Origin of the sequence: Deinococcus sp. Leaf326, assembly GCF_001424185.1 — a bacterium.
GTDB lineage: Bacteria > Deinococcota > Deinococci > Deinococcales > Deinococcaceae > Deinococcus.
Map to the genome: position 1 here is coordinate 316459 of NZ_LMOM01000021.1, position 23244 is coordinate 339702.

The following is a 23244-nucleotide window of genomic DNA, read 5'->3' on the forward strand; positions in this document are numbered from 1 at the left end:
AAGTCCTTGCGGGAGTTCGGGCGCGGGTCAGTCGGTAGCGGGGGCCAGTCCGGCGGGCACGCGGCGGGCGGCGGCGCGGGCCGGGGGCGTCAGGGTCAGGACTGAGCCCAGCACCACGATCAGGGTGCCCCACCAGATCCAGCTCACCAGGGGGCTTTCGATCAGGCGCACGCTGGACCACTGCCCGCGCACGTCGATGGTCGTCACGACGAGGTAGGTGTCGCCCCACAGGCCGTAGCGCACCGCCGGGGCGGGGAAGGGCTGGCCCGGCGCCTGCCGGTAGGTATTCACGCGGCTCAGGAACGGCTGGCCGTCGATGTCCACATGCGCGGTCGCCGAGGCCCCGTGCGGGTAGTCCTCGCGGCTGATGCGCCGGAGCTGCAATTCCTCATTCAGGAGCCGCACGGGCGCGCCGCCCACGTTCAGGGTGACCTGCTGATCCTGGCGGTAGGTCGTGCTGAAGGCGATCCCCAGAGCGATGACCAGCAGCCCCACATGGGCGAGGTACGCGCCGTAGCGCCGGGGTTGCTCGCGCAGCAGGGTGGGCAAGCCGGCGCGGCGCTGCCGGGCGGCCCGCACGGTGAGCAGGCCCAGCCCGGCGATGTTGTAGGCGCTCAGACCCACCGTGAGCAGCACGCCGGGGTTGCGCACGCCAGCCACAAAGGCCACCAGCCCCGCCCCCAGGCCCGCCAGCAGCAGCGGCCGCAGCGCCCGCACGAGCGAGTGCCCGTCGGCGCGGCGCCAGGGCAGCAGCGGTCCCACGCCCATCAGCAGGAGCAGGCCCAGGCCCAGCGGCACGGCGAAGGCGTTGAAGAACGCCGGCCCCACCGAGGCGTCACGCCGCCCCTGCACGAATTCCACGAAGGTCGGAAACAGCGTGCCGAGCAGCACCACGAACGCGAAGACCAGAAACAGCCAGTTGCCCGCCAGGAAGGCGCCCTCTCGGCTGACCGGCGCGGCGGGATCGGCCTCGTCGCGCAGCAGCGGCGCACGCCACGCAGCCAGCGCCACCCCGAGCACGAGGAGCAGCGCCAGGAACCCCAGGAACACCGCGCCCACCGGGCCGTCGGCGAAGGCGTGCACGCTCTGCACGATGCCCGAGCGGTTCAGGAAGGTGCCCAGCACGGTGCTGGAATACGCCAGCACGATCAGCCAGACGTTCCACGAGCGCATCAGGCCCCGGCGTTCCTGAATCTGGATGCTGTGCAGGAAGGCGGTCGTGAGCAGCCAGGGAATGAAGCTGGCGTTCTCGACCGGGTCCCACGCCCAGTAGCCGCCCCAGCCCAGCGTCTCGTAGCTCCACCAGCCGCCGGCCACAATGGCGGCCGTCAGAAAGGCCCAGGCGACCATCGTCCAGCGGCGCGTCACCACGACCCAGTGGTCCGACAACCTCCCGGTGACCAGGGCCCCGACCGCATAGGCGTAGGGCACGCTCAGGCCCACGAAACCCAGGTACAGCAGCACGGGGTGCACGGCCATCATCCAGTGGTTTTGCAGCGCGGGGTTGGGGCCCTGTCCTTCGGCCGGAATGCTCGCCAGCGGCGTGAAGGGCGAGGCCACGGTGGCGCACACCCCCACGAAGAACAGCAGGCTGACGAACATGGTGCCCAGCGCCCAGGGCCGCAGCGCGTCCCTCCGCAAGGTCAGGCTCAGGATGAAGGCGTATCCCGACAGGATCCAGGCCCACAGCAGGATGCTGCCTTCGAGCGCGGCCCACAGGGTCGTCAGCTTGATCCACACCGGCGAGGTGGTCATGGAGTGTTCGGCGACGTAGCGCACGCTGAAGTCATCGCGCAGCAGGGCCACCTCCAGCACAATCACGGCGAGCGTGAGCAGCGCGAAGACGGCCCAGTTTACGCGCCGGGCCGCCTCGGAGACGCGGGCGTCGCCGCGCAGGCCGCCCACTAGCGCCAGCAGCAGCCCCGCCAGCGAGAAGCCCAGCGCGCCCAGCAGCGCGAGTTGCCCCAGCGCGCCGAGTTCCGACGCCCCGAAGGAGATCAGGTTGAGCACGGTGCCGCCTCCCTACGTCTTTCTGTTGCGCGCACGCCTACTCGGTGTCCCGCATCATGTTCTTGAGTTCGGCCTGGGTCTGGGGCACGCTGTACTGCTCGCTGTGCTTGACGACCAGTTCGCGCGCGTAGAAGGTGTCGCCCTGAAACTCGCCGCGCACCACGACCCCCTGGTTGTCCTTGAACAGGTCGCTGACCGCGCCGTGGTACCGGACCGGAAAGCTCGCGCCGCCGTCGCTGACCACGAAATTCAGGTTCAGGCTCTGGGGATCGTAACGGGCGTTCCGCACCAGTCCGCCGATCCGCAGCGAGCGGCCCTCGAGCTCAGCGCGCTGCTGCTGGTACTCGGTGGGCGTCACGAAGTATTCGAGGCTCTTGCCCAGGTTCCCGAAGGCGATGAACGCCACCAGCCCCAGCAGGGCGGCCACGCCCAGCAGGGTAGGCCAGGGACTGCGGCGCCGCCTCCGCGCGCGCGGCAGCGGGGTGCCGGCCGGGGTGGTCAACGGGGGCCTCCGCCGCGAATGGGGCGCGCCGGCTCCTGCAGGGGTGACTCGTTTCTCAGCGCGCGCAGGCGCAGCCACATCCAGGCCAGGTAGCCGAACAGCAGGCCCAGCGTCACCACGTACACCACGATCACGTAGACCGAATACTTATCCACGGACAGCCTCCCCCAGGGGTGCGGCGCCCAGGTCGCCCATCAGTTCGCGTTCCTCGCGCACCGCCTCGCGGGCTGCCAGGATGCCGCGCACCCGCAGCAGATACACGTACAGGAAGGTGAAGGCGGTTGTAGCGACCAACAGGACCCACCCGTAGATGGGCGCGCCCTCGAAGCTGATGCCGCCCAGCAGCCGCAGCGTCTGGGTCTGGTGCACGCCGCGCCACCACTCGACCGCCATGTAGTTCACCGGCACGTACAGCGTGCCCACCAGGCCGACCACGGCCGCAATGCGCGCGCGGCGGTCGGGGTCGTCAATCATGCTGCGGATCAGGAGGTAGCCGCCGTAGATGACGATGCTCAGGGCGGTGGTGGTCAGCCGGGCGTCCCACACCCAGTACACGCCCCAGGTCGGCTTGGCCCACAGCATCCCGCCGACGATGGTGGCGACCGTAAACAGCACCCCGATCTCGGCGCTGCTCATCGCCAGCCGGTCCCAGCGCCGAGACCGTGTGATGAGGTACAGCAGCCCGAACAGCCCCGTGCCGCCGTAGGCGAGGTAGCTGAGCCACGCGCTCGGCACGTGCATGAAAAACAGCCGCACCAGCGAACCCTGGTTCTGGTCGAGCGGCGCACTCAGGCCCAGGCCGGCCGCGATCAGCAGCAGCAGCAGGGTCACGCCGCCCAGCACCCTCGTCGTGAGGTCTCTTGTCATCTCGTCTCCCATTCTGACCTGCCGTGCCCCTGACCCGTGAGGACGCGCGTCACCGTGACGCCCGCGCGGTGCGGAGTGAGGACCGGCCCGGTCATGTCTACCCGCCCAGATTCGCTGCTGGGCGCAGGTGCGGGCAAGTGCGAGTGTCCCCAGCTCCGGCTGTCCGGAACCGGCGAGCGGCTCAGCGCGCCGCGCGCTCGATCTCGCGGAGGTGCTTGATGCGCTGGGCGGTGTCGGGGTGGGTGCGCAGCAGGTCGTCGGGGGCAGGGTCCTCGGCCTTCAGGCTGGTCTCGTCGGCCGCGCGGTCCTCGGTCTCCAGCCGGGCCAGGATGTCGCGCAGCGGCCGGGTCGTGCCGTAGGCGCGCAGCAGGTAGGCCCCGGCGCGCTCGTCGGCCTCGGTCTCGGCGCGGCGCGAGTAGCCGTTTTGCAGCAGGGCCGAGGGCACGGCGGCGGCGAAGGTGGCCGCTCCCACGAGGTCGCCGGTCACGGCTGTGCCCAGCAGTGCCAGCCCCAGCCCCTGATACACGCCGGCCAGCCCGTGCCGCCCGGTCACGTGGCCGGTCTCGTGGGCCAGCACGCCCATGAGTTCGCGGTCGCTGCGCGCGAGGGCCACGAGCTGGTCGGTCATGACGACCGTGCCGCCCGGCAGCGCGAAGGCGTTGGCTCCCAGCGCGAAGGGTGCGCCGCTTGGCTCGCCGTCACGCAGCAGCAGGCGGTAGCGGTAGCCGCCGCCCGCCCAGTCGCCGACCCGCGCGAACTCGCGTTTCAGCTCGGCCTGCCGCGCGGCACTCAGGCGGCTGGGGGCCAGGAAATCGTCAGTGTCCAGCAGCTGGATACTCTCGCGGTCGAAGGTGTCCAGCACGGTCACGGGCGTCGCGGCGGCGGCGGCGCGGGCCAGGGCGGGCAGGCCATAGGTCAGGAAGCCCCACACGAACAGCCCGAGCGCGGCAGTGGCCCCCAGCGTCAGGGGCCAGCTGCCTTCCAGGCGGCGCACCCCCCCCAGCACGCGGTTCTGGCGGGTCCGGGTCTCCAGGGCGCGCACCCCGGCGACGGCGCCGGTTTCAAAACGCCCGCCCCCCGGCAGCCGGATCACCCGCCGCAGGCCTGGCAGCGCCGGCTCGGCGCGCAGGGCGGTGGCCGGCCAGTGCAGCGGGCCGGGCGCGCCGGCGGCCGGCCCGGTCACGGTCAGCGCGGCTCCGGTCCCGATCTCCAGGGTGGCCGGCCACGCCCGGCTGCTCTGACCGTCGAAGTATGTGCCGGTCAGGGTCAGGGGGGCGTGCGGCGAGGGAGGCAGGGGCATCTCAGAATCCCAGGTTGATGTCGAGAAGTTCGGTGGCCGCCTCGCCCAGCGCGCTTTCCCGCGTGGCCTGCCCGGCCTGGAAGGTGCCGAGACTGACCAGGGACAGGACCTGCGTGTGCGCGGCGACGTAGCGCGCCCGGCGGACCGCTGCCCAGGGCGTGAGCAGGCCCAGCGAGACGACCTGGGCGGCGGCGTTGCCCACGCCGATCCACACCAGCCGGGCGGTGCTGAAGGTCGCGCGGGCCCGCACCACCCCGCCGAGTTCGAGGTGGTTCAGGACGTAGCGCAGCGTGGCGGCCCGGACGTACTGCCACGCCACGCCGTACAGCGCGAGCACCCCGAGGTAGGCGGCGATGGCCCCCACGAGGACGCCCGGCTGGCTGAAGAGGTCGTCGAAATCGCCGCTGAGGTCCGGCCCGCCGGTCTGCGCCGCGCCGATCAGGACTGCCGCCAACGCTCCCAGCACCCCGATGAGCAGCCCCCCGCCCACCGTGAGCCCCAGCGCCGTCAGCCCGATGAGGTACAGCCCCCCCGGCCCGCCCCGGAAGCGCCCCGGCGCCGCGCCGTAGCGCAGGCCGCGCACCTGGTAGTCGCGCTGCGCATACCACGCCAGCGGCAGCGCCAGCCCGAAGGACACCACGGCCGCCACGTTCGCCACCCCGTAGGCCATGTAGGCCCCGCCCACGCTGCCTCCGAACCCGAAGTTCAGTCCCCGGTGCACGGTGCTGCGGGCCAGAAAGCGCAGCGACTGGCGCACCATCCAGGGATAGAGGAGGCCGAACAGCAGCGCGACGCCGCCGGCCACCCACTCCCAGCCGCTGAACTGGAACTGCATGGCGGCGCTGTACGTCCCGAAAAAGACCCCCACGAGCAGATACCCGCGCAGCAGGGCCCAGGGGTTGGCCGCGTACTCGAAGTTGTGGCCGTCCACCCAGGTGTGGCCGTAGAAATACTGCCGGTTACGCACCCGCGCCCAGGGCAGGTACAGCCCCAGCGTCACCACGCTGAGCACCAGATTGACAAGCCACAGCCGGAAATACTCGCCTGCCTGCCCGGTGAACGCCGCCGGAAAGACCTGTATCTGGGCAGGCGGCGCGGCGACCGGTTCGGGAGCCGGCCCGGAGGCGGTCCTGGCCTTCGTCAGGTCCACGGGGGTCGGGTCGGTCGGCGCGCTCACGGCCCTTATGGTAGCGGCCTGCTCCGGGACGCGGCGCGCAGATGGGCGGCTGCCGGGGCGGGTCGGCGGGGGGACATGCTACGTTGAACCCTGTCAGCAGCCGGCGGGAGACGGGTGCCCGCACCGCCGCGCTGCGCTGGAGGCCCGCCATGCCGCTGTATTCCCTGGAGGGGCATGTCCCCCACCTTCATCCCGAGAGTTTCGTCGCGCCGAGTGCCGACCTGATCGGCCGCGTGCGGCTCGGACGCGCCAGCAGTGTGTGGTTCGGGGCGGTGCTGCGCGGCGATACCGAGACCATCACGGTCGGTGAAGGCAGCAACGTGCAGGACGGCGCTGTCCTGCACGCCGACCCTGGTTTCCCCTGCGTCCTGGAGGACCATGTGACGGTCGGCCACCGCGCCGTCGTTCACGGCGCCCGCTGCGCTTCGGGCAGTCTGGTAGGTATGGGGGCCATCATGCTCAACGGCTCGGTGCTCGGTGAGGGCGCGGTGCTGGGGGCGGGCGCCGTTCTGGGGGCCGGCACCGAGGTTCCCGCCGGCATGTTGGCGCTGGGGGTGCCGGCGCGCGTAGTGCGCCCGGTGGATCCCACCGACAACGCCGCGCACTACCGGGAGCGCGCCCGCCAGTACCGCCGGGGCCTGGCCCCCGCAGTGGGGGAGGAAGCATGACCGGCTCGCCCGAGGGCAAGCGCCGCGCGCAGAAGCCCCTGCGCGGCGCCCTGAAACGCGGCGCGGCGGAGGAGACGGCGCCGGACGAGGCGGCGAAGGTGGAAGCCGGGCTGACGCCCGCCGAGTCCGTCATCGTCGCGTCGGTCGCGCAGCCCGGCGAGGTGCGACTCGCGCCGCAGCCGCCCGTGGCCGCATCGCCTGAACCGGAGGCCACCCCGGTCCCGGCGCCTCCGGCCGGTGAGGACTTCGCGGCCATTCCTGAGCTGCAGCCCATGTACCCGGGGGCATCTCCCTTTCTGGCGCGGTTCCTGCCCCAGAGTGAGCCGACCTTTCAGGGCCTGCACAGCGCCTTCTGCGACCTGCACGCCTTCCTGAAGTACCTGCATGGCCTGGGATGGCACGGGTATCTCTTCGCCGGGCTGGGCGATCAGGCCGCCTACGTGCTCGTGTACGAGGGCCGCACCGTCGCGGCGGCGGCTGTCAACGCCTCGGGCGAGCAGGCGCTGGGCGAACTGCTGGGGCTGTACCAGGAGGGCGCGGCGCTCTCGGCGCATCCCCTCCCGGCCACCTACGCGCACGTCCTGAGTGGGGTGGGCAGCCGGGCCTGGAAATTCAACCTCACGCCGGATTTCACTGGTCTGCACGCGCGGCCCGGCGGAGCGGTGCTGTACGAGCGCGGCGAGGTCGTGGCGACTATTCCGGTGACCCTGCCCTATGAAGGCGCGTTTCCAGCGCCGCTGCGGCCCCAGACCCTGATCCTGCCGCGCAGTCTGGCCGGGTGGGCCCACCACGCCTACGGCCTGACCCTACGGGGGCGCGACGCCGTGAACCCTATCACCGACATCTTCCTGAATTTCCGCGCGCAGTACGGCGCGCCGGGGATCGAACTCATGCGCGCCGCCGCTCAGGGCCTGACCCCCGCCGAGTACGCCATGCGCTCGGACGTGGCGCTGCACGACCTCGAACCGCTGCTCCAGGACTTCCTGAAGGCGGGCTACCTACGCGAGGTGTGAGGCGCGGCGCGGGAGCCCGGCGACGGTGTCCCGGCGGCGCCCTCCGCTTTAGACACACTTGAGACAGGGGGTGCGGCGGGTCCCAACCGTGGGCGGGCAGACCTTGGCGGGTGCCCGGAGGACCAGAATGGGCGCGATGCCCACCCTGGCCCCCACCGTGCGTTCGCTCGTGACCGGAACGCCGCCCTACCGCGCCACCCAGCTCGAGGTCCAGGCGGCCGCGGCCGAGCTGTTTCCGCGTCTGGGGGCGCGCCAAGGGCTTCTCGACGTGTTCACGAACGCCCAGATCGAGACCCGGCCCCTGTCGCGCCCGCTGGAGTGGTACCTCACGCCCCACACCTTTCCAGAAAAGAACGCCGTGTTCATCGAGGAGGCCCGCGCCCTGTGCCTGCGCCTGGCGCGTGAGGCGCTCGAGCGGGCTGAGGTCGCGCCCGGTGACGTGGACGCCGTGGTGGTGGTGAACACCAGCGGCATCAGTACGCCCAGCCTGGACGCCTACCTTATCGGAGCGCTGGGGCTGCGGCCGCACGCCGCCCGGCTGCCGCTGTGGGGCCTGGGCTGTGCGGGCGGCGCCTCGGGGCTGGCGCGCGCCGCCGACCTCGTGCGCGCCGGCTACCGGCGGGTGCTGTACGTGGCAGTCGAACTGTGCAGCCTCACCCTGATCGCGGGGGACGAGTCCAAGAGCAACTTCGTGGGGACGGCGCTGTTTTCGGACGGCGGCGCGGCCCTGGTCGTGACGGCCGCCGACGTACCGGGACCAGCGCCGCTGCTCACGCTGCACGGCGCGTACTCGACCCTCATCGAGGACAGCGAGGACATCATGGGCTGGGACGTGGTCGAGGAGGGACTCAAGGTGCGCTTCTCGCGGGATATCCCGGCGCTGGTGCGCGCCATGATGCACGGCAACGTTCAGGAGGCCCTGGAGGCGCACGGCTGGACCCGCGCCGACTTGGAGACCTACGTCGTGCACCCCGGCGGCGTGAAGGTGCTGGACGCCTACGAGGAAGCGCTGACTCTGCCGGCCGGGACCCTGGACGCGAGCCGCGACGTGCTGCGCCGCTGCGGCAACATGAGCAGTGCGACCGTGCTGTTCGTGCTGGAAGACGTGCTGCGTGGCCGTCCCCAGGGCCGGGGTCTCCTGAGCGCGATGGGACCGGGCTTCAGCGCCGAGCACGTGCTCGTGGAATTTCCGGCGCCCCCCCTGGAGTAGCCCAGGGGCAGGCTCAACCGTCGTGGGGTGGGGGCGCGTCAGGGTCGCAGTAGTCGATCTGGGCAGCGCGAAACTGTCCTAAAACGACCTCGCGCTTGAAGGGGTAGCCCAGGCGCACTCCCTCGGCGGCGCACTCGATGGTGAAGCGCTGGCCCCGGGGTACGGGGGTGTCCCCGATCACGACCGCCTGCGCCGCCTCGTAGACGGCGGCGTAGGGCGTGCAGAAGTAGTAGCCGACCAGGACGCCGCCGGGGTACCGGGCATAGATGAGCGCGCCGCGTGCCCGCGCCTCCTCGATGTCCTGCCAGAGACCCAGGCTGGCGCGCGGGTCGGGGTCCAGCGCCCACATGTCCGCGATGGCCCGCGCGGCCTGGGGATTGCGGCGCAGCGAGTCCGCCGCGTGCGGGTCGGTCATGACCCAGGGGTCGAACCCCGGCTGGCCGGGCAGGACGCCGGCCGGCTGGTCCGTACCCGTACGCCTGGGGGCCTCCGGCGCACGGCCGAGCAGCGCCGGGTAGCTCAGGAGCTGGCCCACCCGGTAGAAGTCCTCGAGGGCCGCCTTGGCACGGGTCTCGATCTCCTCGTGCAGTACGTCGCCGGCGTCGGGGCGGTACATGTCCAGGGCATAGCGCGCCGATGCGGCGGCCTGGGCATACTGCCCGCGCAGCCGGGCCAGCCGGGCCTGGTCGGCGGCGGGGGTGGCGCGCTCCAGCTCATTCATCGCTGCCTCGGCGTGCAGCCCCAACGACCGCAGGGCCGCGAGCATGGCGCCCAGGTGGGCGCGCGGACAGGGTTCAACCGGTGACCAGGCCGGCAGGGCAGCGGGCAGCGTTTCCGGAATGGTGAACGACGGGTCCTGCCCGGCGCGGCTCGCGTGGGCCAGCCAGCGCTGCGCTCCGGTGTAGTACGCCTGCACCTGGTCGTAGGTCACGGGCGGGACGAAGCCGGCGGTGGCGGGGTCGTCGGCCTCGTCGGCTTCCAGCATGCGGTCGCCCAGCGTCTGGAGGACGAAGGCGTTCCAGATACACACGAGTTCCAGGCCGACGGCTGCCGGCATGTCGAAGGGTCCCGCGCCGGTGGCCGCCTGCCCGAAGCGCCGGCGCTCGGCCGCGTCAAGTAGGGTATGCACCTGCGTCCCGGCCCGCTTGTACGCGTACAGGAGTTCGGCGTCACGCTCGCCCCGCGCGAAGGCCCTGACCCGTTCCCAGACTCCCGGTCGTTCCATAGGGGCCCAGTCTAGGGGGTGGCGGCCGAGCCGTCCTGCGCAAATGCGCCGCCCGGCCCGGTGCGCTATGCTGGGCCCATGATCCGCTCTGCGCTTACCACCCGGGGACGTCTCGCCTAGCCATTTATGGCCCGTGCGAGTGTCCCCGGCTGCGTGTAGGCCGGGGCTTTTCTTTTGCCTTCAAGGAGCTGCCACCCCATGACCGAAATTCCTACCGAGACGGCCCCCACCGACACCGCCCGCCCCGACATCCAGGAGCCGCGCGCCGAACGCTACAACCCCCACGCCTTCGAGCACGCGTGGCAGGACAAGTGGGAACAGGACGGCCTGTACCGCTTCGACCCCGAAGCTCCCGGCGAGAAGCACTATGCCATGACCATGTTCCCGTACCCGAGCGGAAACCTGCACATCGGGCACTGGTACGCCAACGTGGCCCCCGACGCGCACGCCCGCTGGATGCGGATGCGTGGGCACAACGTGCTGTTCCCGATGGGCTTCGACGCCTTCGGGCTGCCGGCCGAGAACGCGGCCATCAAGAACAACATCAACCCCGCCACTTGGACCTACAGCAACATCGCGCACATGACCGGACAGTTTCAGCGCATGGGCACCATGATCGACTGGAGCCGCCGTTTCGCCACCTGCGACCCCGAGTACTACCGCTGGAACCAGTGGTTCTTTGTCCAGTTCTACAAGCGCGGCCTGGCCTACAAGCGCGAGTCGCTGGTGAACTGGGATCCGGTCGACCAGACCGTGCTGGCCAACGAGCAGGTCATCGACGGGCGCGGCGACCGCTCGGGCGCGCTGATCGAGCGCCGGCTGATGAGTCAGTGGCATTTCAAGATCACCGACTATGCCGACGAACTGCTGGACTTCACGCACACCGACATGCCCGAGCGCGTGCGCGTCATGCAGACGAACTGGATCGGCAAGTCGGTCGGCGCGGAGGTGACCTTCGAGACGCCCGCCGGCCCCGAGACGGTCTTCACGACCCGTCCCGACACCCTGATGGGCGCCACGTTCCTGGTGCTGGCCCCCGAACACGCCAAGGTCGCGGCCCTGACCACCGATGAGCAGCGTGCCGAGGTTGAGGCCTACGTGATCGCCGCCGGCCGCCGCACCGACGTGGAGCGCCAGCAGGACAGCGGCGAGAAGACGGGGATGTTTACCGGCTCCTTCGCCACGCACCCCATCACCGGGCATCAGCTGCCCATCTGGGTGGCCGACTACGTGTTGGCGACCTACGGCACCGGTTCGATCATGGCCGTGCCCGCGCACGACGAGCGCGATTTCGCCTTCGCCCGCCGCTTCGGGCTGGACATCCGCGAGGTCATCCGCCCCGAAGGTGGCGAGCCGATGCCCGAGCAGGCCGAGGCGCCCTACAGCGGCGAAGGACTGATCGTCAACAGCGGCGAGTTCGACGGCCTGGCGGGCGGTAAGGCCAGCATCGCGGGCATCGTTGCGGCGCTGGAGGAACGCGGCGTGGCGAAGGCCAAGACGACCTACCGCCTGCGCGACTGGCTGGTCTCGCGCCAGCGCTACTGGGGCACGCCCATTCCCATCGTGTACTGCCAGAAGTGCGGCGCGGTGCCGGTGCCCGAGGATCAGTTGCCTGTCGAGCTGCCCGCCGACGTGGAATTCCTGCCGACCGGTCAGAGCCCGCTGGTGCTGAACCGCGCCTGGGTCGAGACGACCTGCCCCGACTGCGGTGGTCCGGCTGAGCGCGACACCGACACGATGGACACCTTCGTGGATAGCAGCTGGTACATGTACCGCTACCTGTCGCCCCACGATGACCGGCATCCCTTCGACCCCGCCCAGGCGCGGCTGCTGCCGGTGGACCTGTACACGGGCGGCATCGAGCACGCGATTCTGCACCTGCTGTACTCGCGCTTCTGGACCAAGGTCATGCGCGACCTGGGCCTGACCACTCAGCACGAACCCTTCGCGCACCTGCGCAACCAGGGCATGATTCTGGGCGAGGACGGCGACAAGATGTCCAAGTCGCGCGGCAACGTCGTGGATCCTGACGATCTGGTCCGCGACTACGGGGTGGACACGGTCCGCACCTACCTGATGTTCATCGCGCCCTGGGAGCTGGGCGGCCCCTGGGACCCCCAGGGCATCAACGGTCCGGCCAAGTGGCTGGGGCGTGTGTGGGCCCTGTATTTCGATGAAAAGGCCTCGGGGCCACAGGAAAGCGTGAGCGAGGCCGACCTGCTCTACGCCGTGCACTCGACCCTGAAGAAGGTGGGTGGCGATTTCGCGCGTATGAGCTTCAATACCATCGTCGCCGCGCTGATGGAACTGACGAACACGCTGGTCAAGGCCAAGCGGTCGCCGGTCTTCGGCACCCCGGCGTGGGAGGAAGCGCTGCGGATCTTCAACCTGCTGCTGGCGCCTCTGGTGCCCCATATCGCCGAGCAGATCTGGACGGACCGTGGTGGGGCAGGCAGTGTCCACGTGCAGCCCTGGCCTCAGGTGGACGAGGCAGCCGCGACCCGCGACACCGTGACCATCGGCGTGCAGGTGAGCGGCAAGGTGCGCGGCGAGGTGCGCATCTCCAAGACCGCGTCCCAGGACGAGGCCCTGGCCGCCGCCCGCGCCGTGCCGGAAGTCGCGCGCTACCTGGAGGGCAAGGCTGTGGTCAAGGAGATCTATGTGCCGGGGCGGATCATCAACATTGTCGTTCGGTAACCCCGCAATAAAACCCTGAAAACTTGTCCGCAATCAACTCTGGATAGATAAGAGTGCCCCCGGTTGGTAGATTCCAACCGGGGGCACTGAGCGTTACAGGAAGGAATGCCCTGGCTCAGGCGTCTTTCTTCTGCTCGTCCTGCCCCTCGTAGAGAGCGGGATCGTTTGCGCCGTAGTGGACGGCACTTGTTCCGTCGACGGAAGCGTCCAGAGCGTCGGTTTCCTTGACGTCATTCGGTGGCTGGTAGACGGGATGGTCGGGGGTGACAGCTTCGCCGGTTTCGGTCATGGGTGCGACATCGGGCTGAGTTTCTTGGGTCATGGCCCAGTCTCGGCAACTGGGGGAGGAAAGGAGGGGGAATTGGCTGAAGAGGGGTTTACCTGACGTCCGGTCGCTAGAGAGTGGATCTGCTCCAGCAGCACGCTTTGTGGAGCACCATGTCCAGCGCACGCCGGACGACCAGCGGTACGCCGCGAGCCGCTGGGTCGGCCTAAGCTTTCAGCGCTTCGTCGCGCGAGTAGCTCGAGGCCAGCGTGAACGGATTTCCAGCACGCTGAAGTCAGCCCCGTACTCCGGTTTGTAGCTCGTGCTCCGGTTCATATAGATCCGGGTGTACCCCGCAGGTACGCGGTCCAGGGAGCGGGGATTCACCACAATCACCGAGGACGTCACTCTGAGACCCCCTCCGCCGGAGCAGTCCCTATGCTCTGGTCATGCGTCTGTCGTGGCCTTTGCAAGTCGTTCTGGGGTTGCTCCTGGGTGGAGTCCTCATTCTGTTGGATCAGGTTTGGCCTGGCACAGCTCTGCCTGCCTTCTTCTTGGTTATTGCGGCACAGTTCGCCTGGAAATGGCGTCAGGGTCAGCAGGCCGAGGCGCGAAGGGGATTGCTGGCCCTGCTGGTCCTGGGTCTGCTGGGCGTCATCCTGTTCAAGGGGGGAGACTACATCGAGGCGACACGCGGGTTCTGAGCCGCGTGCCTCCTTGGACTCAAGGCGATTGGTGCTACCTCCGGGGCAGGAAGTGATTCAGGGGTGAGTGTCGGGGAGTAGGGGAACGTCGATCAACGTCGTCGTAAAAGTTCAACTCTCCGCAGATCCCAAGGCTCCTTGAACAGACGAAAAGTGCGCCGCCCAGTTCACTGAGGGCGGCGCACTATCTTTACGTTATGGACAAAACCATCGTGTTCCGTTTTACGGCACCTGATCCGCTCAAATACGAGGTGAAGGTGGCGGGCCAGACCACCGTGAAGCGCCGGAACTGGGACGGCGACAAACTGCTGGCATATCTGCAGGAGCATCTGCCGGGTGTATTCGAAGGGCGCTTTCCCGACTACGGCTTGCGGATCGAGCCGGCCAGAAAGCGCGACATCCTTCTGGAGGGCTGGAAACCCGAAAAGGAGCAGGGTGACGAGATCAAGGAAGCCTTCGACAGTCTGGTCGGTGAGGTACTGGAAGACATCGAGACCGAAGACTTCCTGCTGGACTGATCACCGGAGGGGCTCGGCCGGACCCCCGGTAGGGGGAGACCCACTGGGATTGTGCCGCCCGCCGCGGTTCCAGTGGGGTATCCACCGAACTCATCGAGGGCCTGCGCGCAAATGAGCGGTCATGACACGGTGGCAGATGCTATACGGAAGTCTATGTTGCCTCCGGAACAGCTGGGACTGTGGCGTCAGCTGCCGGGCGACGACCTCTGGCAGTTGTGGGCGCAGACGCGCACCATTGACCGGCAGCGTTTTGGCCCCAGGGCAGCGACCCTCCTGACGCTGCTCAACACCGGCCCCGTGCCCCTGCAGATCCGGGATCTGGAGGTGGACTGGACCCCTGGTGGAGCGGTCCACTGGAAACGGCCGGGCCGCGTGGAGCCGGGAGCGTCCTGGACGCTGCTGGACACACGGAGTTTCGACGCCCTCGTCGCCCTGGCGCGGCAGCACGGCCGGCGCGGCTTCGGGCTTCAGGGCACCGTCCACCGCGTGACCGTGAATCTCGACGGGCCCCGCCCGGCCCGGCTGCCGTTCGAGGTGGCCTGGGGATTTGCGACCCCGAACTATGACCTGGGCTTTTTTCTGCCGGCGCTGGACGACCCGGACGCCAGCTGAGGCGCCGTGAGCCGCCCAAGTCGGCCGCGTGGATCAGGCCGAGGTCGAAAATTCCAGGTAGGTGCGCTCGAGGACCAGACGGCTGCCGACCACCTTCGGGTGCAGCTCGAAGTACGCCGTATTCAGCCAGTTGCGCCCAGAAATCACTGCGCTGCCGAAGCGGGGCCGGACAGTCACCATCACGACACCGTTGCCCTTGATCACCCAGTGAACCTCCAGGTGCTCGAGCGGATCGGTCATGTCCTGCATCTCCAGATTAAGAAGTCGCCCGCTGATCTCGGGGAGGGTGTTTCGGATCGTCGCCTGAACGTCTTCGGTGAAGGGCATGTTCCAGGTGTATTCCTGCGCGGGCGGCGCGACCACTGGCCTTCCGGCCAGCGCACTGGCCAGACAGACGACTGGGAAGCTGGTCTCCAGGTCGGCCAGTCTCTTTTTCTAGGCCGCTCAGACTCTGGCCGCTGCGACCCTACATGCCTTCACGACCGAGCAGGGCCGTGCCACGCAATTGCACCTCCCGGACGACGGGACTCGGCCCAGCCTGTCTTCGGTAAAGCGTTCCGGTGGAGACGCGGCCCACGCCGGTGGGATGAAGGGGCGCTCAACCCCGGAGCCGTGTCGCCGGGGGCGTGGGTCAGGGCTGGCCTTTAGGCTGGCGGGTATGGACATTCCGCGCGAGGTGCTCGACGAGACGCAGGCCCGTTACCTGAGGCGCGGCGACGCCCGGCAGTCGTGCCGCGCCCGGCTGGAGGAGGGGGGACCCCTGGCTGCCGACACCCCGGCGCGCGCCGAGGCCCGCCTGACCCGCCTGGGCGTACCGCTGCCCGAGGCCCAGGCGGTAGTAGAGGGCCAGGCCGACGCCCAGGCCGTCGCTGCGCGCCTGAGCGAAGATGCCCGGCTGGGGCTCGAGCGGGTGCTGGGTGCCAACGACCTCGTGGGCGTCGCTTACCTCGACTTGGCGCGCGCGGCCTCACGGGCGGTGGGACGGGTGGTGCTGCGGGACGCGCGGGGGCGCACCGTGGGCTACGGCACCGGCTGGCTGTGCAGTTCCCGGCTGCTGCTCACCAACCACCACGTGCTCGAGTCGGCGGCCGCTGCCCGCAGCGCCGCCGTTCAGTTCGGCTACGAGATCGGCAGTAATGGCGCGCTACAGGCGGGCACCGAGCTCGCACTGGACCCGGACACCCTCTTTCTGACCTCGGCGGAGCTCGACTACGCGCTCGTGGCCGTGCGCGGCGACACCTCGGCCTACGGGTGGCTGCCCCTGCTCGCGGCCCAGGGCAAGGTGCTGGTGGGCGAGGCCCTGAGCATCGTGCAGCATCCGGGCGGCGAGCCCAAGCAGATCGCGCTGCGCGAAAACCGCCTCGTGGACCTGCTGCCCGACTTTCTGCACTACGAGACCGACACCGCGCCCGGCTCCAGCGGCAGCCCGGTCTTCAACGATGCCTGGGAGGTCGTGGCGCTGCACCACAGCGGCGTGCCCCGCCGCGACGCCCAGGGCCGCGTGCTGCGCCGCGACGGGCAGCCGGTGGCTCCCGGCGACTCCGACACCCTCATCGATTGGGTCGCCAACGAGGGCGTGCGTGTCAGCCGGCTCGTCGAGGACCTGCGCGCCCGGCCCGAGACTTCGGCCCCCCCGACGGCGGCCCTGCTCGCCGAGCTGCTGGCCGGCGAGCGCCCGGCACCCGCCGAGGTCGCCGCAGCCGGAGGCGCGGTGCTCGATCTGGGGACCCTGAATCTGGAGGGCCTGACGCCGGCCGCCGACGGCACCCTGAGCCTGCCGGCTACAGTGCGCCTGCGGCTGGGGAGCACCGAGGCGGCCCGTCCTGTTTCCGTGCCCACGGCCCCGCCGGCGGCCGGGAGCCGCCCCTACCTCGACCCGCAGGACGAGGTGGCGGCGCAGGCCTACTACGCGGACCTCGAGCCGGGCCTCTCGCCCCAGGCCCGCTTCGTGGCGCTGTCAGCGTTGCTGGCCCGCACGCACACGCACCCGCGCGGGTACGATCCCAAGGACGAGGTGTATCCCTGGGTGGACCTGTGGCCCGACGGCCGGCTGCGCAGCCTCTACAGCGCCCGGGAACATGCTCCCGAAGAACTGGTCGCCGCCGACCGCGCCGCCGAGGCCCGCCGCCTGACCCTGGCCGCGCGCGAGGGTCTGGACGCCGGCGCACTGGAGGAGGCGCTGCCTTACAACTGTGAACACGTCGTGCCGCAGAGCTGGTTCGCCAAGCGTGAGCCGATGCGCGGCGACCTGCACCACCTGTTCTCCTGCGAGCCGGACTGCAACAGCTTCCGGGGAAACACACCCTATTTCGACTTCCCGGACTACGGCGAGGCGCTGCGCTCGGACTGTGGGCGGCGCGAGCCCGGCGAGTTCGAGCCTGCGCACGGCAAGGGCGCGGCGGCGCGGGCCACCCTGTACTTCCTGCTGCGCTACCCCGGCGTGGTGAGGCAGTACGGCGAGGCCGCGCTGGGGGTGCTGCTGGCCTGGCACGCCGCGCAGCCCCCGGGCGACTGGGAGCGTCACCGCAATGCGGCGATCTATGCGCGCCAGGGCAACCGCAATCCCCTCATTGATCACCCCGAATGGGCCGCCGAGATCGCCTTTACGGAGGGCCTGGGCCGCTGAGGCGCGCGGGGCGCAGGGGTACACTGGCGGCATGACCACCCTGCAAGACCCGGCCGGCCTACGCGCGCTGGGGGCCACCCCCGACGAGGCGCGCGCGCGCCTGTCCAAAGAACTCGACCGCCTCGAAGCCCACCTGCGGACCCGGCAGGCCGATTGGTCGCGCGCCCAGCCGGGCCGTGACTGGTCGCCTGCCCAGGACGCCGAACATATCGTCCTGATCGACGGCAGCATCGCCCGCCTGCTGGCGCTGCTGCTCTCGGATCGGGAGCTGACGCCTACGGCGCAGGTTCCCGGTGTCCTCAAGGACGGCAAACGTCAGGCGCCGCCCTTCACCGTGCCGAGCGCCGAGGGTCTGGCCTGGGATTCCTGGGAGACGCGCTGGGCCGAGCACCGTGCCGCGCTGGAGAGTGTCGCGGCCCGCGTGCGCGAGACGCCGGGCCGGACCATGTGGCATCCCTTCTTCGGTGAACTGGACGCTCTCGACTGGTTGCGGATGTTGGCCGGTCACGTCCGGGGGCACCGCGTCGCCCTCGAGCAGAGTGCGGCGGCCGGCGTATGAGCGCGCCCAGTACCGAGACCCAGAAGGGGACCCGTGGGTTTGAGCTCGACATCCACCTGAGCTTCAGTCGGCCGCTGCCCGAAACCGAGGCCCGCGCAGCGCTGCTGGCCTTCGACGGGTTCCGGGTGGACCTGTACCGTCCCCACCCCGCCCCCACCCGCCCGCGCAGCGAGCCGCTGCCCGAGGTGCCGGCCGGTGAACCCGAGGTGCCCTCGGCCCGCCTGACCGGCCCGTTGCGCGACCCCGAGGCCGTGCGTGCGGGCCTCGCCGCGCTGCTCGGCGGCCCCGCCCGCTACGCCGAGGTGGGCCTGCGGGGCCTGCTGCGCAGCGCCGAGGGTGTCCCCGACTGGATGCCCTGGCGGCGTAACGTCGTGCTGGCGCGGAAGGACACCGCCCGCGTGGCCTTTGAGGAGGGCGTCAAGTACGTCCTGGAATAAAAAGGATCCGAAGCGGCGCGCGGTGCTCCCGGACATGGGGAGCACCGCGCGCCGCTTCGCCTCTCAGGCGCTCAGGGGCAGGACCAGGGCGCGGGCCTTCTCGCCTTCTTCGCGGGGGTGCAGCACCAGCACCAGCAGCTCGGCGTCGGGGCGGATCAGGTAGGGCAGCGCGCTGTGCGACAGGGCGCGCACGGCGGCGCGGGCCTGCGCCTGTGTGCCGCTTGGGGCCGGCCAGACGGGGGCATGCAGGTTTCTCAGCACGAGCACGACCCGCCCGCCCCCCGTGCTCGCCCAGATGTCCACCTCGGCCGCGCGGTCCACGCCCTGGCTGTCCCGGTATTCGATCTCGTGCGCTTTACGGAGTAACTGCATAGCCTGTAGATCCACTCTCCCGCAGCGACCGGCCGAAGAGGGCCGTCCCTGGTGTGTGACTTCGATTTGGTGTTCGTCCGACACCTTACCCTAAACCGTGCCCGGAGGGCCTTTGTCCCCGGTCGGGAAGGCTGCCCCCAGCGGGGTGGCCCACCGCTCCGGGCCGGCTTGACCCTCTCAGGCCGGGTGCGGGCTGAGAGGGTCAAGCCGGATCTGGGCCGGCATTGTGTAAGGCGGCGAACAAAAACCCGGCCTCAGCGGCCCTCGCGCACGTCCTCGAGAAGCTGGCGCGCCAGGTCGACGGCCGCCGGTCCCAGGGGGGAGAGGGTCACGCCGAGCAGGATGCCGAGCTTGTCGCGCCGCGCGCTGCTGAGATACGCCCAGCGTTCCAGATCGGTGCGGTGCAGCCGGGCCGTCTCGTCACGCAGCAGGCGCACTGCGCCGTCGTAGTACCCGCTCTGGAAGGCGGCGCGGGCACGCCGCTCCTGCTCGATCAGGCCCAGGCCGCGCGTGGCGAGCAGGGCGCGCCGGGCCTCGGCCTCACCGCCGAAGCCGTAGAGGTTCTCTAACCGGTAGACCGCTTTGGGAAAGCGCAGGCCCGCCACCGCCCGCCACGCGTGGGGCAGCCGGATCTCGAACTCGGCCCAGGCGTGCAGGCGCGTGAGCAGCGCGGGATACAGCAGGTCCAGCGCTACCCGCCGGGCGTCGGCCAGGGCGAGCAGGGGCTGCCCCCCGCCCGACTGCACCCCCTCGGCGGCGTTCAGGGCGTCCTCGGCCTGCAGGGTCAGGTCGCTGCGGTAGGCGGCGAGCTGCGCGGCGCTGAGGTTCCACAGCGTGCGCTGGATACGCCCGTAGAACCCGGTCGGGTCATACACCACCCGGCTGGTCGCCAGCAGCGCGAGCGGGGCCTGCTGCCGGGCCAGGTCCCAGTCGCGCCACGCTTCGAGCTGCTCGTAGGGAAAGCGCTCCAGGCGCACCCCGCCGCGCATTTCCGTCTGGGCCGAGAGCAGCCCCCGCTCGAAGGTCAGGAAGGTGGGCTGGCTGCCCGCCCAGGCGTAATCGGTGCCGTAACTGCCCGCCTGCGCCACCGCGCGCACCTTGCGGTCCCCCGACAGGCGTTCCCCCAACCGTTCGGGCGTCATCTTCTGTTCTGTTTTGGCCTCCGGCACGTCGTTTCCCTTCCTCCGCCCCCAGCATAGAGGGTCCGGCCCCGCGGCGGCCGCGGCGCACGTGAAGCTGACCCGGAATCACATTGTCATCAGCTTCACGCTTGGGACCCTAGAATGCACGCCATGAGCGATCTCCTCAGCGGCTGGCACCCTGCCCCCGCAGGTTTCAAGCATGTCGTCAGCGTGTCTCTGGGCAACAGCAAGCGCAACGCCCGCGAGGAATTGACCGTTCTGGGTCAGCCCTTCGTCCTGGAGCGGATAGGCACCGACGGCGACGCCGGCAAGGCCGCAGAGCTCTTTCAGGCCCTTGACGGCCGGGTGGACGCCTTCGGGCTGGGAGGCGCGGACCTGTACGTCTTGGCCGGGGGGCGCCGCTACGTGTTCGGCAACGTGCGCAAGCTCGTCTCGCATGCCAAACTCACGCCGGTTCTCGACGGCAGCGGCCTGAAGAACACGCTGGAGCGCGACGCGGTGGCCCAGCTCGATGAGGCGCTGAACTGGCGCACCCAGAAGGTGCTGATGGTCTCCGCGGTCGACCGCTTCGGAATGGCCGAGGCCCTGGCCGAGCGCGGGGCCGACATGGTTTACGGTGACATCATCTTCGGGCTAAACATCGACCGACCCATCCGCAGCATCGGGGCGCTGCGCAAGGTGGCGCACCTCGTGCTGCCGGCCATCACCAAGCTGCCGCAGGACTGGTTCTACCCGACCGGCGCCAAGCAGGAGACCAGCGTCGAGGGCAAGGGCACGCGCTACTACGCCTGGGCCGACGTGATCGCGGGCGACACCCACTACGTCAAGCGGTATGCCCCGAAGGACCTGCGCGGCAAGACCATCCTGACCCAGACCATCACCGAGGCCGACCGGGGCTGGATGAAGGAGCGCGGCGTGGCCCGGCTCATCACGACCACGCCGCGCATCGGCCGGCGCAATTTCGCCACCAACGTGCTGGAGGCCTTTTTCGTGTCGCTGGCCGGTAAGCGCGAGGCGCTGAGCGAGGCCGAGTACCTGCACTACATCCGCGAGGTGAACTTCCACCCGGAGACCAACGAGCTGTAGGGCTGGGACTGGGGGTTACTCGCCCTCGACGGCGCGCAGGCCCTCGCCCGCGCCGCGTGAGCTGTATTGCCCCTTGCGGATGCCCCGGATGACGGCCGAGAGCTGTTCCTGGGCGTCCTGTTCGCCTTCCGCCTCAGGGACGCCGCAGGCCAGAATGCGCCAGTAGGGCACGTACAGCCAGGGCAGCCTCAGCTCGCGCGCGCCGACGTGCATCGTCGCATCACGCAGCATTACACCGTCCACCTCGGACGCCTGCGCCAGCAGCGAGACCTGTTCGGGAGCGGCGGCGGTGGGCGTGCCGCTGACGGCGGCGCCCCCTTCGAGCAGGAGGGTCAGGGGGCTCATGCGCCCACGTTAGCGCGGCGGGACGGCAGCGTCCTTCAGGCTTCCTTGCCGCTCAGGAGCTGCGCCGCCTCGCGCTCCCCCAGTTCCCCAGGGCCGTGCGTGCGGGCCCAGGCGGCGGCCGCGGCCGTGTCGTAGGGTGTGCGGCGGAACTCGGCGTTCCAGATCCCGGCCTGGCGGGTGAGCAGCACCCAGCGGGCGTGGGGCAGGCCGTCTTTCTGGCGCGACACCGGGCCGGCGTTCACGACCGTCACGCCGTCCACCACGCTCAGCATCTCCCAGTGGGTGTGGCCTACGACCACCACCCGGCCCGCAAAGTCCCCCAGCCGCTCGCGGATCTCCGGGCGGGTGGCGGGGCGACTTCGCCCGTCGTCCCTGGTCAGGAGCAGGTCCTCCCAGGGGCTGCGCGGGCTGCCGTGGGCCAGGCGTACCTCGCCGCCGGCCGTGTCCAGCGTGGTGGGCAGCGCGCCCAGGGTACGGGCCGCGTCCTCCGGCAGCAGCGGCAGCAGCCAGTCGCGCAGCGCCGCCTTGCCGTCCTTCAGGCCCGCGACCCGCTCGTCGGTGTTGCCGCGCACGCTGGGGGGCGCGTGCTCCTGCTGCAGCGCCCAGGCGGTGGCCGGGTCGGCCGCGCCCCACACCGCGTCTCCCAGGTTCAGGACCTCGTCGGGAGACGCGGCGGCTATGTCGTTCAACACGGCGCGCAGCGCGAAGGCGTTGCCGTGCACGTCACCCAGAACCGCGAGTCGCACGCGGCCTTCAGCGCTTGCCCGCGCCGGGCGGGCGGCGGATGGCGGCGAAGAGCAGCGCGAAGACCAGCACGAGCAGGACATAGCTCGCCAGCGAGGAGACGGGGCTGAACAGCGGATTGAGGGCGTCGGCCGAGAACTTGTAGATGGCGTAGGGCACGGCCCAGCCCATCGCGAACAGGCCCGCGCGGCGCAGGTAGTCCGTGGTCACGGCCGCCTGCGGAAAGAGCCGCATGGGCAGCACCATCGCCGGAATCAGCAGCAGCTGCGCGAGGTAGAACCACACGGGCAGCATCTCGAAGCCGTACTGGACTCCGGTAAAGACAATATTCAGCACCCCGATGACCGCTCCGGTGATCAGGGCTGTACGCAAGACGACAGGATTCACGGGGCCCATGTTCTCATAGACGCTCCCGGCCAAACGTCATGGTGGGCCGGGCCTCGCTGGAGGGTTAAGAAGAAGCTGGGCGGCCCGGCGTCACGTCCACGAAGTGCTCGACCACCGGAGAGGGGTCGTAGAAGCCGTGCAGCAGCGCCCGCCACTCCCGGTACTGGGGCGACCCCCGGAAGCCCACGGTGTGCGCCTCCAGCGTCTCCCACCATACGAGCAGGGCGTAGCGGTGGTCGTCTTCGAGGCAGCGTTGCAGGTCGTGGCGCACGTATCCCGGCACTCCCGCGATCAGCGGTTGGGCCTGCGCGAAGGCCGCCTCGAAGGCCGGGGTCTGCCCAGAGCGCACCTGTAACAGGGCGATTTCCAGAACGGGTGAGGTCATGCGCCGGCCACCCGCCGGGGCCGCGCGCCCCAGGCACCGGACAGCAGCGCCCAGAAACTGAAGAAGCCCACCACCCACAGGACATCCAGCAGGGTCTGCAAGCCGCCCTGCAGGTGCCGCACGGCCAGCTGTGCCCCAATGAGGGGCAGCCCAAAAGCCAGCGCGCCCAGTCCCGTGCGCGTCCAGACGGATTGCCCCGGAGTCTTCAGGCGGTCCAGACGTTCTCCGGCCAGTCCCAGCAGCCCGGTGCCCGGTACGGCCGCCCAGAACCAGAGGGGAAAGCCCCAGCCCCCTGTTTCGAACCGGGCGAGCGCGAGGGTCAACAGGACGGGCAGAGCTGCGGCAAGGGGCCAGGGCACGCCCCAGTATAGAAACTGGAAACCGCGCCCCGCG

The 23244-nt window shown here is 70.2% G+C and carries 27 protein-coding genes; 11 read left to right on the plus strand and 16 right to left on the minus strand.

Annotated elements, in window-relative coordinates; all coding sequences use genetic code 11:
• Nucleotides 1–27: 27 nt before the first annotated feature.
• The 6 genes from ASF71_RS08540 to ASF71_RS08560 form a co-directional block, all read right to left on the minus strand.
• Complete coding sequence (locus ASF71_RS08540; protein ID WP_056297995.1) at nucleotides 28–2010, minus strand: heme lyase CcmF/NrfE family subunit; 1983 nt, start codon at nucleotides 2008–2010, stop codon at nucleotides 28–30.
• A 37-nt stretch (nucleotides 2011–2047) separates the two neighbouring features.
• The gene (gene ccmE / locus ASF71_RS08545; protein ID WP_056297998.1) at nucleotides 2048–2512 is read right to left on the minus strand and encodes a cytochrome c maturation protein CcmE; all 465 of its coding nucleotides are present in this window, start codon (nucleotides 2510–2512) and stop codon (nucleotides 2048–2050) included.
• Entirely contained in the window at nucleotides 2509–2667 is a 159-nt protein-coding gene (locus ASF71_RS23575; RefSeq protein WP_156372677.1) for a hypothetical protein, read from the minus strand. The genes ccmE and ASF71_RS23575 overlap by 4 nt, the downstream gene beginning before the upstream one ends.
• Nucleotides 2660–3379: a cytochrome c biogenesis protein CcsA gene (gene ccsA / locus ASF71_RS08550; RefSeq protein WP_056298421.1), complete on the minus strand. Its 720-nt coding sequence runs from the start codon at nucleotides 3377–3379 to the stop codon at nucleotides 2660–2662. Before ccsA ends, ASF71_RS23575 begins: the two co-directional genes overlap by 8 nt.
• Nucleotides 3380–3560: 181 nt before the next feature.
• Nucleotides 3561–4679: a M48 family metallopeptidase gene (locus ASF71_RS08555; RefSeq protein WP_056298001.1), complete on the minus strand. Its 1119-nt coding sequence runs from the start codon at nucleotides 4677–4679 to the stop codon at nucleotides 3561–3563.
• Between the two features lies 1 nt (nucleotide 4680).
• A complete protein-coding gene (locus tag ASF71_RS08560) occupies nucleotides 4681–5856 on the minus strand; it encodes a YjgN family protein (protein WP_235514251.1) in 1176 nt (391 codons plus the stop codon).
• 149 nt (nucleotides 5857–6005) lie between these two features.
• On the opposite strand from ASF71_RS08560, the gene ASF71_RS08565 reads away from it, so the two are divergent.
• The 3 genes from ASF71_RS08565 to ASF71_RS08575 all read left to right on the plus strand — a co-directional run bounded on the left by ASF71_RS08565 (nucleotide 6006) and on the right by ASF71_RS08575 (nucleotide 8747).
• The gene (locus ASF71_RS08565) at nucleotides 6006–6524 is read left to right on the plus strand and encodes a gamma carbonic anhydrase family protein (protein WP_056298007.1); all 519 of its coding nucleotides are present in this window, start codon (nucleotides 6006–6008) and stop codon (nucleotides 6522–6524) included.
• Nucleotides 6521–7537, plus strand: coding sequence for a hypothetical protein (locus ASF71_RS08570; RefSeq protein ID WP_235514253.1), 1017 nt, complete (start codon nucleotides 6521–6523; stop codon nucleotides 7535–7537). Before ASF71_RS08565 ends, ASF71_RS08570 begins: the two co-directional genes overlap by 4 nt.
• Before the next feature lie 127 nt (nucleotides 7538–7664).
• Nucleotides 7665–8747 (plus strand): type III polyketide synthase, encoded by a 1083-nt coding sequence (locus ASF71_RS08575; RefSeq protein WP_056298010.1) that lies wholly within the window; start codon nucleotides 7665–7667, stop codon nucleotides 8745–8747.
• Nucleotides 8748–8760: 13 nt separating this feature from the next.
• Here the strand turns inward: ASF71_RS08575 and ASF71_RS24495 are convergent, their stop codons facing one another.
• Nucleotides 8761–9972 (minus strand): hypothetical protein, encoded by a 1212-nt coding sequence (locus ASF71_RS24495; RefSeq protein WP_056298013.1) that lies wholly within the window; start codon nucleotides 9970–9972, stop codon nucleotides 8761–8763.
• Between the two features lie 198 nt (nucleotides 9973–10170).
• On the opposite strand from ASF71_RS24495, the gene leuS reads away from it, so the two are divergent.
• Complete coding sequence (gene leuS, locus ASF71_RS08585; protein ID WP_056298015.1) at nucleotides 10171–12669, plus strand: leucine--tRNA ligase; 2499 nt, start codon at nucleotides 10171–10173, stop codon at nucleotides 12667–12669.
• A 115-nt stretch (nucleotides 12670–12784) separates the two neighbouring features.
• On the opposite strand, the gene ASF71_RS08590 is transcribed toward leuS, so the two are convergent.
• A complete protein-coding gene (locus tag ASF71_RS08590; RefSeq protein ID WP_056298018.1) occupies nucleotides 12785–12991 on the minus strand; it encodes a hypothetical protein in 207 nt (68 codons plus the stop codon).
• 392 nt (nucleotides 12992–13383) lie between these two features.
• On the opposite strand from ASF71_RS08590, the gene ASF71_RS08595 reads away from it, so the two are divergent.
• From ASF71_RS08595 to ASF71_RS08605, 3 genes are all read left to right on the plus strand, one after another.
• Nucleotides 13384–13638: a hypothetical protein gene (locus ASF71_RS08595; RefSeq protein ID WP_056298021.1), complete on the plus strand. Its 255-nt coding sequence runs from the start codon at nucleotides 13384–13386 to the stop codon at nucleotides 13636–13638.
• A gap of 197 nt (nucleotides 13639–13835) precedes the next feature.
• Nucleotides 13836–14156, plus strand: a complete 321-nt coding sequence (locus ASF71_RS08600; protein WP_056298024.1) for a hypothetical protein — start codon at nucleotides 13836–13838, stop codon at nucleotides 14154–14156.
• A gap of 153 nt (nucleotides 14157–14309) precedes the next feature.
• Complete coding sequence (locus ASF71_RS08605; RefSeq protein WP_056298027.1) at nucleotides 14310–14768, plus strand: hypothetical protein; 459 nt, start codon at nucleotides 14310–14312, stop codon at nucleotides 14766–14768.
• Between the two features lie 33 nt (nucleotides 14769–14801).
• On the opposite strand, the gene ASF71_RS08610 is transcribed toward ASF71_RS08605, so the two are convergent.
• Nucleotides 14802–15095: a hypothetical protein gene (locus ASF71_RS08610; RefSeq protein WP_156372678.1), complete on the minus strand. Its 294-nt coding sequence runs from the start codon at nucleotides 15093–15095 to the stop codon at nucleotides 14802–14804.
• A 331-nt stretch (nucleotides 15096–15426) separates the two neighbouring features.
• Between ASF71_RS08610 and ASF71_RS08615 the strand changes: the two genes are divergently transcribed.
• From ASF71_RS08615 to ASF71_RS08625, 3 genes are read left to right on the plus strand one after another with little or no spacing between them, the layout of a single operon-like run.
• Entirely contained in the window at nucleotides 15427–17394 is a 1968-nt protein-coding gene (locus ASF71_RS08615) for an endonuclease (RefSeq protein ID WP_056298032.1), read from the plus strand.
• A gap of 31 nt (nucleotides 17395–17425) precedes the next feature.
• Nucleotides 17426–17953 carry a DinB family protein gene (locus tag ASF71_RS08620; protein WP_056298036.1) on the plus strand — a complete coding sequence of 176 codons (528 nt, stop codon included), beginning with the start codon at nucleotides 17426–17428 and terminating at the stop codon, nucleotides 17951–17953.
• Complete coding sequence (locus ASF71_RS08625; RefSeq protein WP_056298039.1) at nucleotides 17950–18390, plus strand: hypothetical protein; 441 nt, start codon at nucleotides 17950–17952, stop codon at nucleotides 18388–18390. The genes ASF71_RS08620 and ASF71_RS08625 overlap by 4 nt, the downstream gene beginning before the upstream one ends.
• A gap of 63 nt (nucleotides 18391–18453) precedes the next feature.
• Here the strand turns inward: ASF71_RS08625 and ASF71_RS08630 are convergent, their stop codons facing one another.
• Together ASF71_RS08630 and ASF71_RS08635 are read right to left on the minus strand one after the other, a co-directional pair.
• Nucleotides 18454–18762, minus strand: coding sequence for a hypothetical protein (locus ASF71_RS08630; protein ID WP_056298042.1), 309 nt, complete (start codon nucleotides 18760–18762; stop codon nucleotides 18454–18456).
• A gap of 254 nt (nucleotides 18763–19016) precedes the next feature.
• Nucleotides 19017–19904 carry a hypothetical protein gene (locus ASF71_RS08635; protein ID WP_056298427.1) on the minus strand — a complete coding sequence of 296 codons (888 nt, stop codon included), beginning with the start codon at nucleotides 19902–19904 and terminating at the stop codon, nucleotides 19017–19019.
• A 150-nt stretch (nucleotides 19905–20054) separates the two neighbouring features.
• On the opposite strand from ASF71_RS08635, the gene ASF71_RS08640 reads away from it, so the two are divergent.
• Nucleotides 20055–20990, plus strand: coding sequence for a hypothetical protein (locus ASF71_RS08640; protein ID WP_056298048.1), 936 nt, complete (start codon nucleotides 20055–20057; stop codon nucleotides 20988–20990).
• 15 nt (nucleotides 20991–21005) lie between these two features.
• Here ASF71_RS08640 and ASF71_RS08645 read toward each other — a convergent pair whose 3' ends face one another.
• The 5 genes from ASF71_RS08645 to ASF71_RS08665 form a co-directional block, all read right to left on the minus strand.
• On the minus strand, nucleotides 21006–21335 hold the full coding sequence (locus ASF71_RS08645; protein ID WP_056298050.1) for a hypothetical protein: 330 nt from the start codon (nucleotides 21333–21335) through the stop codon (nucleotides 21006–21008).
• 35 nt (nucleotides 21336–21370) lie between these two features.
• Nucleotides 21371–22081 (minus strand): metallophosphoesterase, encoded by a 711-nt coding sequence (locus tag ASF71_RS08650; RefSeq protein ID WP_056298054.1) that lies wholly within the window; start codon nucleotides 22079–22081, stop codon nucleotides 21371–21373.
• Nucleotides 22082–22088: 7 nt separating this feature from the next.
• Entirely contained in the window at nucleotides 22089–22466 is a 378-nt protein-coding gene (locus tag ASF71_RS08655) for a hypothetical protein (protein WP_056298430.1), read from the minus strand.
• Between the two features lie 64 nt (nucleotides 22467–22530).
• Nucleotides 22531–22851, minus strand: coding sequence for an antibiotic biosynthesis monooxygenase (locus ASF71_RS08660; protein ID WP_056298057.1), 321 nt, complete (start codon nucleotides 22849–22851; stop codon nucleotides 22531–22533).
• The gene (locus ASF71_RS08665) at nucleotides 22848–23210 is read right to left on the minus strand and encodes a hypothetical protein (protein WP_056298059.1); all 363 of its coding nucleotides are present in this window, start codon (nucleotides 23208–23210) and stop codon (nucleotides 22848–22850) included. Before ASF71_RS08665 ends, ASF71_RS08660 begins: the two co-directional genes overlap by 4 nt.
• Between the last annotated feature and the right edge of the window lie 34 nt (nucleotides 23211–23244).

Bases quoted from the DNA above. Each gene is read 5' to 3' on its own strand.
- ASF71_RS08640 (WP_056298048.1), top strand. From the start codon at position 20,055: ATGAGCGATCTCCTCAGCGGCTGGCACCCTGCCCCCGCAGGTTTCAAG.
- ASF71_RS08625 (WP_056298039.1), top strand. From the start codon at position 17,950: ATGAGCGCGCCCAGTACCGAGACCCAGAAGGGGACCCGTGGGTTTGAG.
- ASF71_RS08590 (WP_056298018.1), bottom strand. From the start codon at position 12,991: ATGACCCAAGAAACTCAGCCCGATGTCGCACCCATGACCGAAACCGGC.
- ASF71_RS08620 (WP_056298036.1), top strand. From the start codon at position 17,426: ATGACCACCCTGCAAGACCCGGCCGGCCTACGCGCGCTGGGGGCCACC.
- ASF71_RS08615 (WP_056298032.1), top strand. From the start codon at position 15,427: ATGGACATTCCGCGCGAGGTGCTCGACGAGACGCAGGCCCGTTACCTG.
- ccsA (WP_056298421.1), bottom strand. From the start codon at position 3,379: ATGACAAGAGACCTCACGACGAGGGTGCTGGGCGGCGTGACCCTGCTG.
- ASF71_RS08605 (WP_056298027.1), top strand. From the start codon at position 14,310: ATGTTGCCTCCGGAACAGCTGGGACTGTGGCGTCAGCTGCCGGGCGAC.
- ASF71_RS08630 (WP_056298042.1), bottom strand. From the start codon at position 18,762: ATGCAGTTACTCCGTAAAGCGCACGAGATCGAATACCGGGACAGCCAG.
- ASF71_RS08575 (WP_056298010.1), top strand. From the start codon at position 7,665: ATGGGCGCGATGCCCACCCTGGCCCCCACCGTGCGTTCGCTCGTGACC.
- ASF71_RS08595 (WP_056298021.1), top strand. From the start codon at position 13,384: ATGCGTCTGTCGTGGCCTTTGCAAGTCGTTCTGGGGTTGCTCCTGGGT.
- ASF71_RS08600 (WP_056298024.1), top strand. From the start codon at position 13,836: ATGGACAAAACCATCGTGTTCCGTTTTACGGCACCTGATCCGCTCAAA.
- ASF71_RS08610 (WP_156372678.1), bottom strand. From the start codon at position 15,095: ATGCCCTTCACCGAAGACGTTCAGGCGACGATCCGAAACACCCTCCCC.
- ASF71_RS08645 (WP_056298050.1), bottom strand. From the start codon at position 21,335: ATGAGCCCCCTGACCCTCCTGCTCGAAGGGGGCGCCGCCGTCAGCGGC.
- leuS (WP_056298015.1), top strand. From the start codon at position 10,171: ATGACCGAAATTCCTACCGAGACGGCCCCCACCGACACCGCCCGCCCC.
- ASF71_RS08635 (WP_056298427.1), bottom strand. From the start codon at position 19,904: ATGACGCCCGAACGGTTGGGGGAACGCCTGTCGGGGGACCGCAAGGTG.
- ASF71_RS08660 (WP_056298057.1), bottom strand. From the start codon at position 22,851: ATGACCTCACCCGTTCTGGAAATCGCCCTGTTACAGGTGCGCTCTGGG.
- ASF71_RS08565 (WP_056298007.1), top strand. From the start codon at position 6,006: ATGCCGCTGTATTCCCTGGAGGGGCATGTCCCCCACCTTCATCCCGAG.
- ASF71_RS24495 (WP_056298013.1), bottom strand. From the start codon at position 9,972: ATGGAACGACCGGGAGTCTGGGAACGGGTCAGGGCCTTCGCGCGGGGC.
- ASF71_RS08555 (WP_056298001.1), bottom strand. From the start codon at position 4,679: ATGCCCCTGCCTCCCTCGCCGCACGCCCCCCTGACCCTGACCGGCACA.
- ASF71_RS08570 (WP_235514253.1), top strand. From the start codon at position 6,521: ATGACCGGCTCGCCCGAGGGCAAGCGCCGCGCGCAGAAGCCCCTGCGC.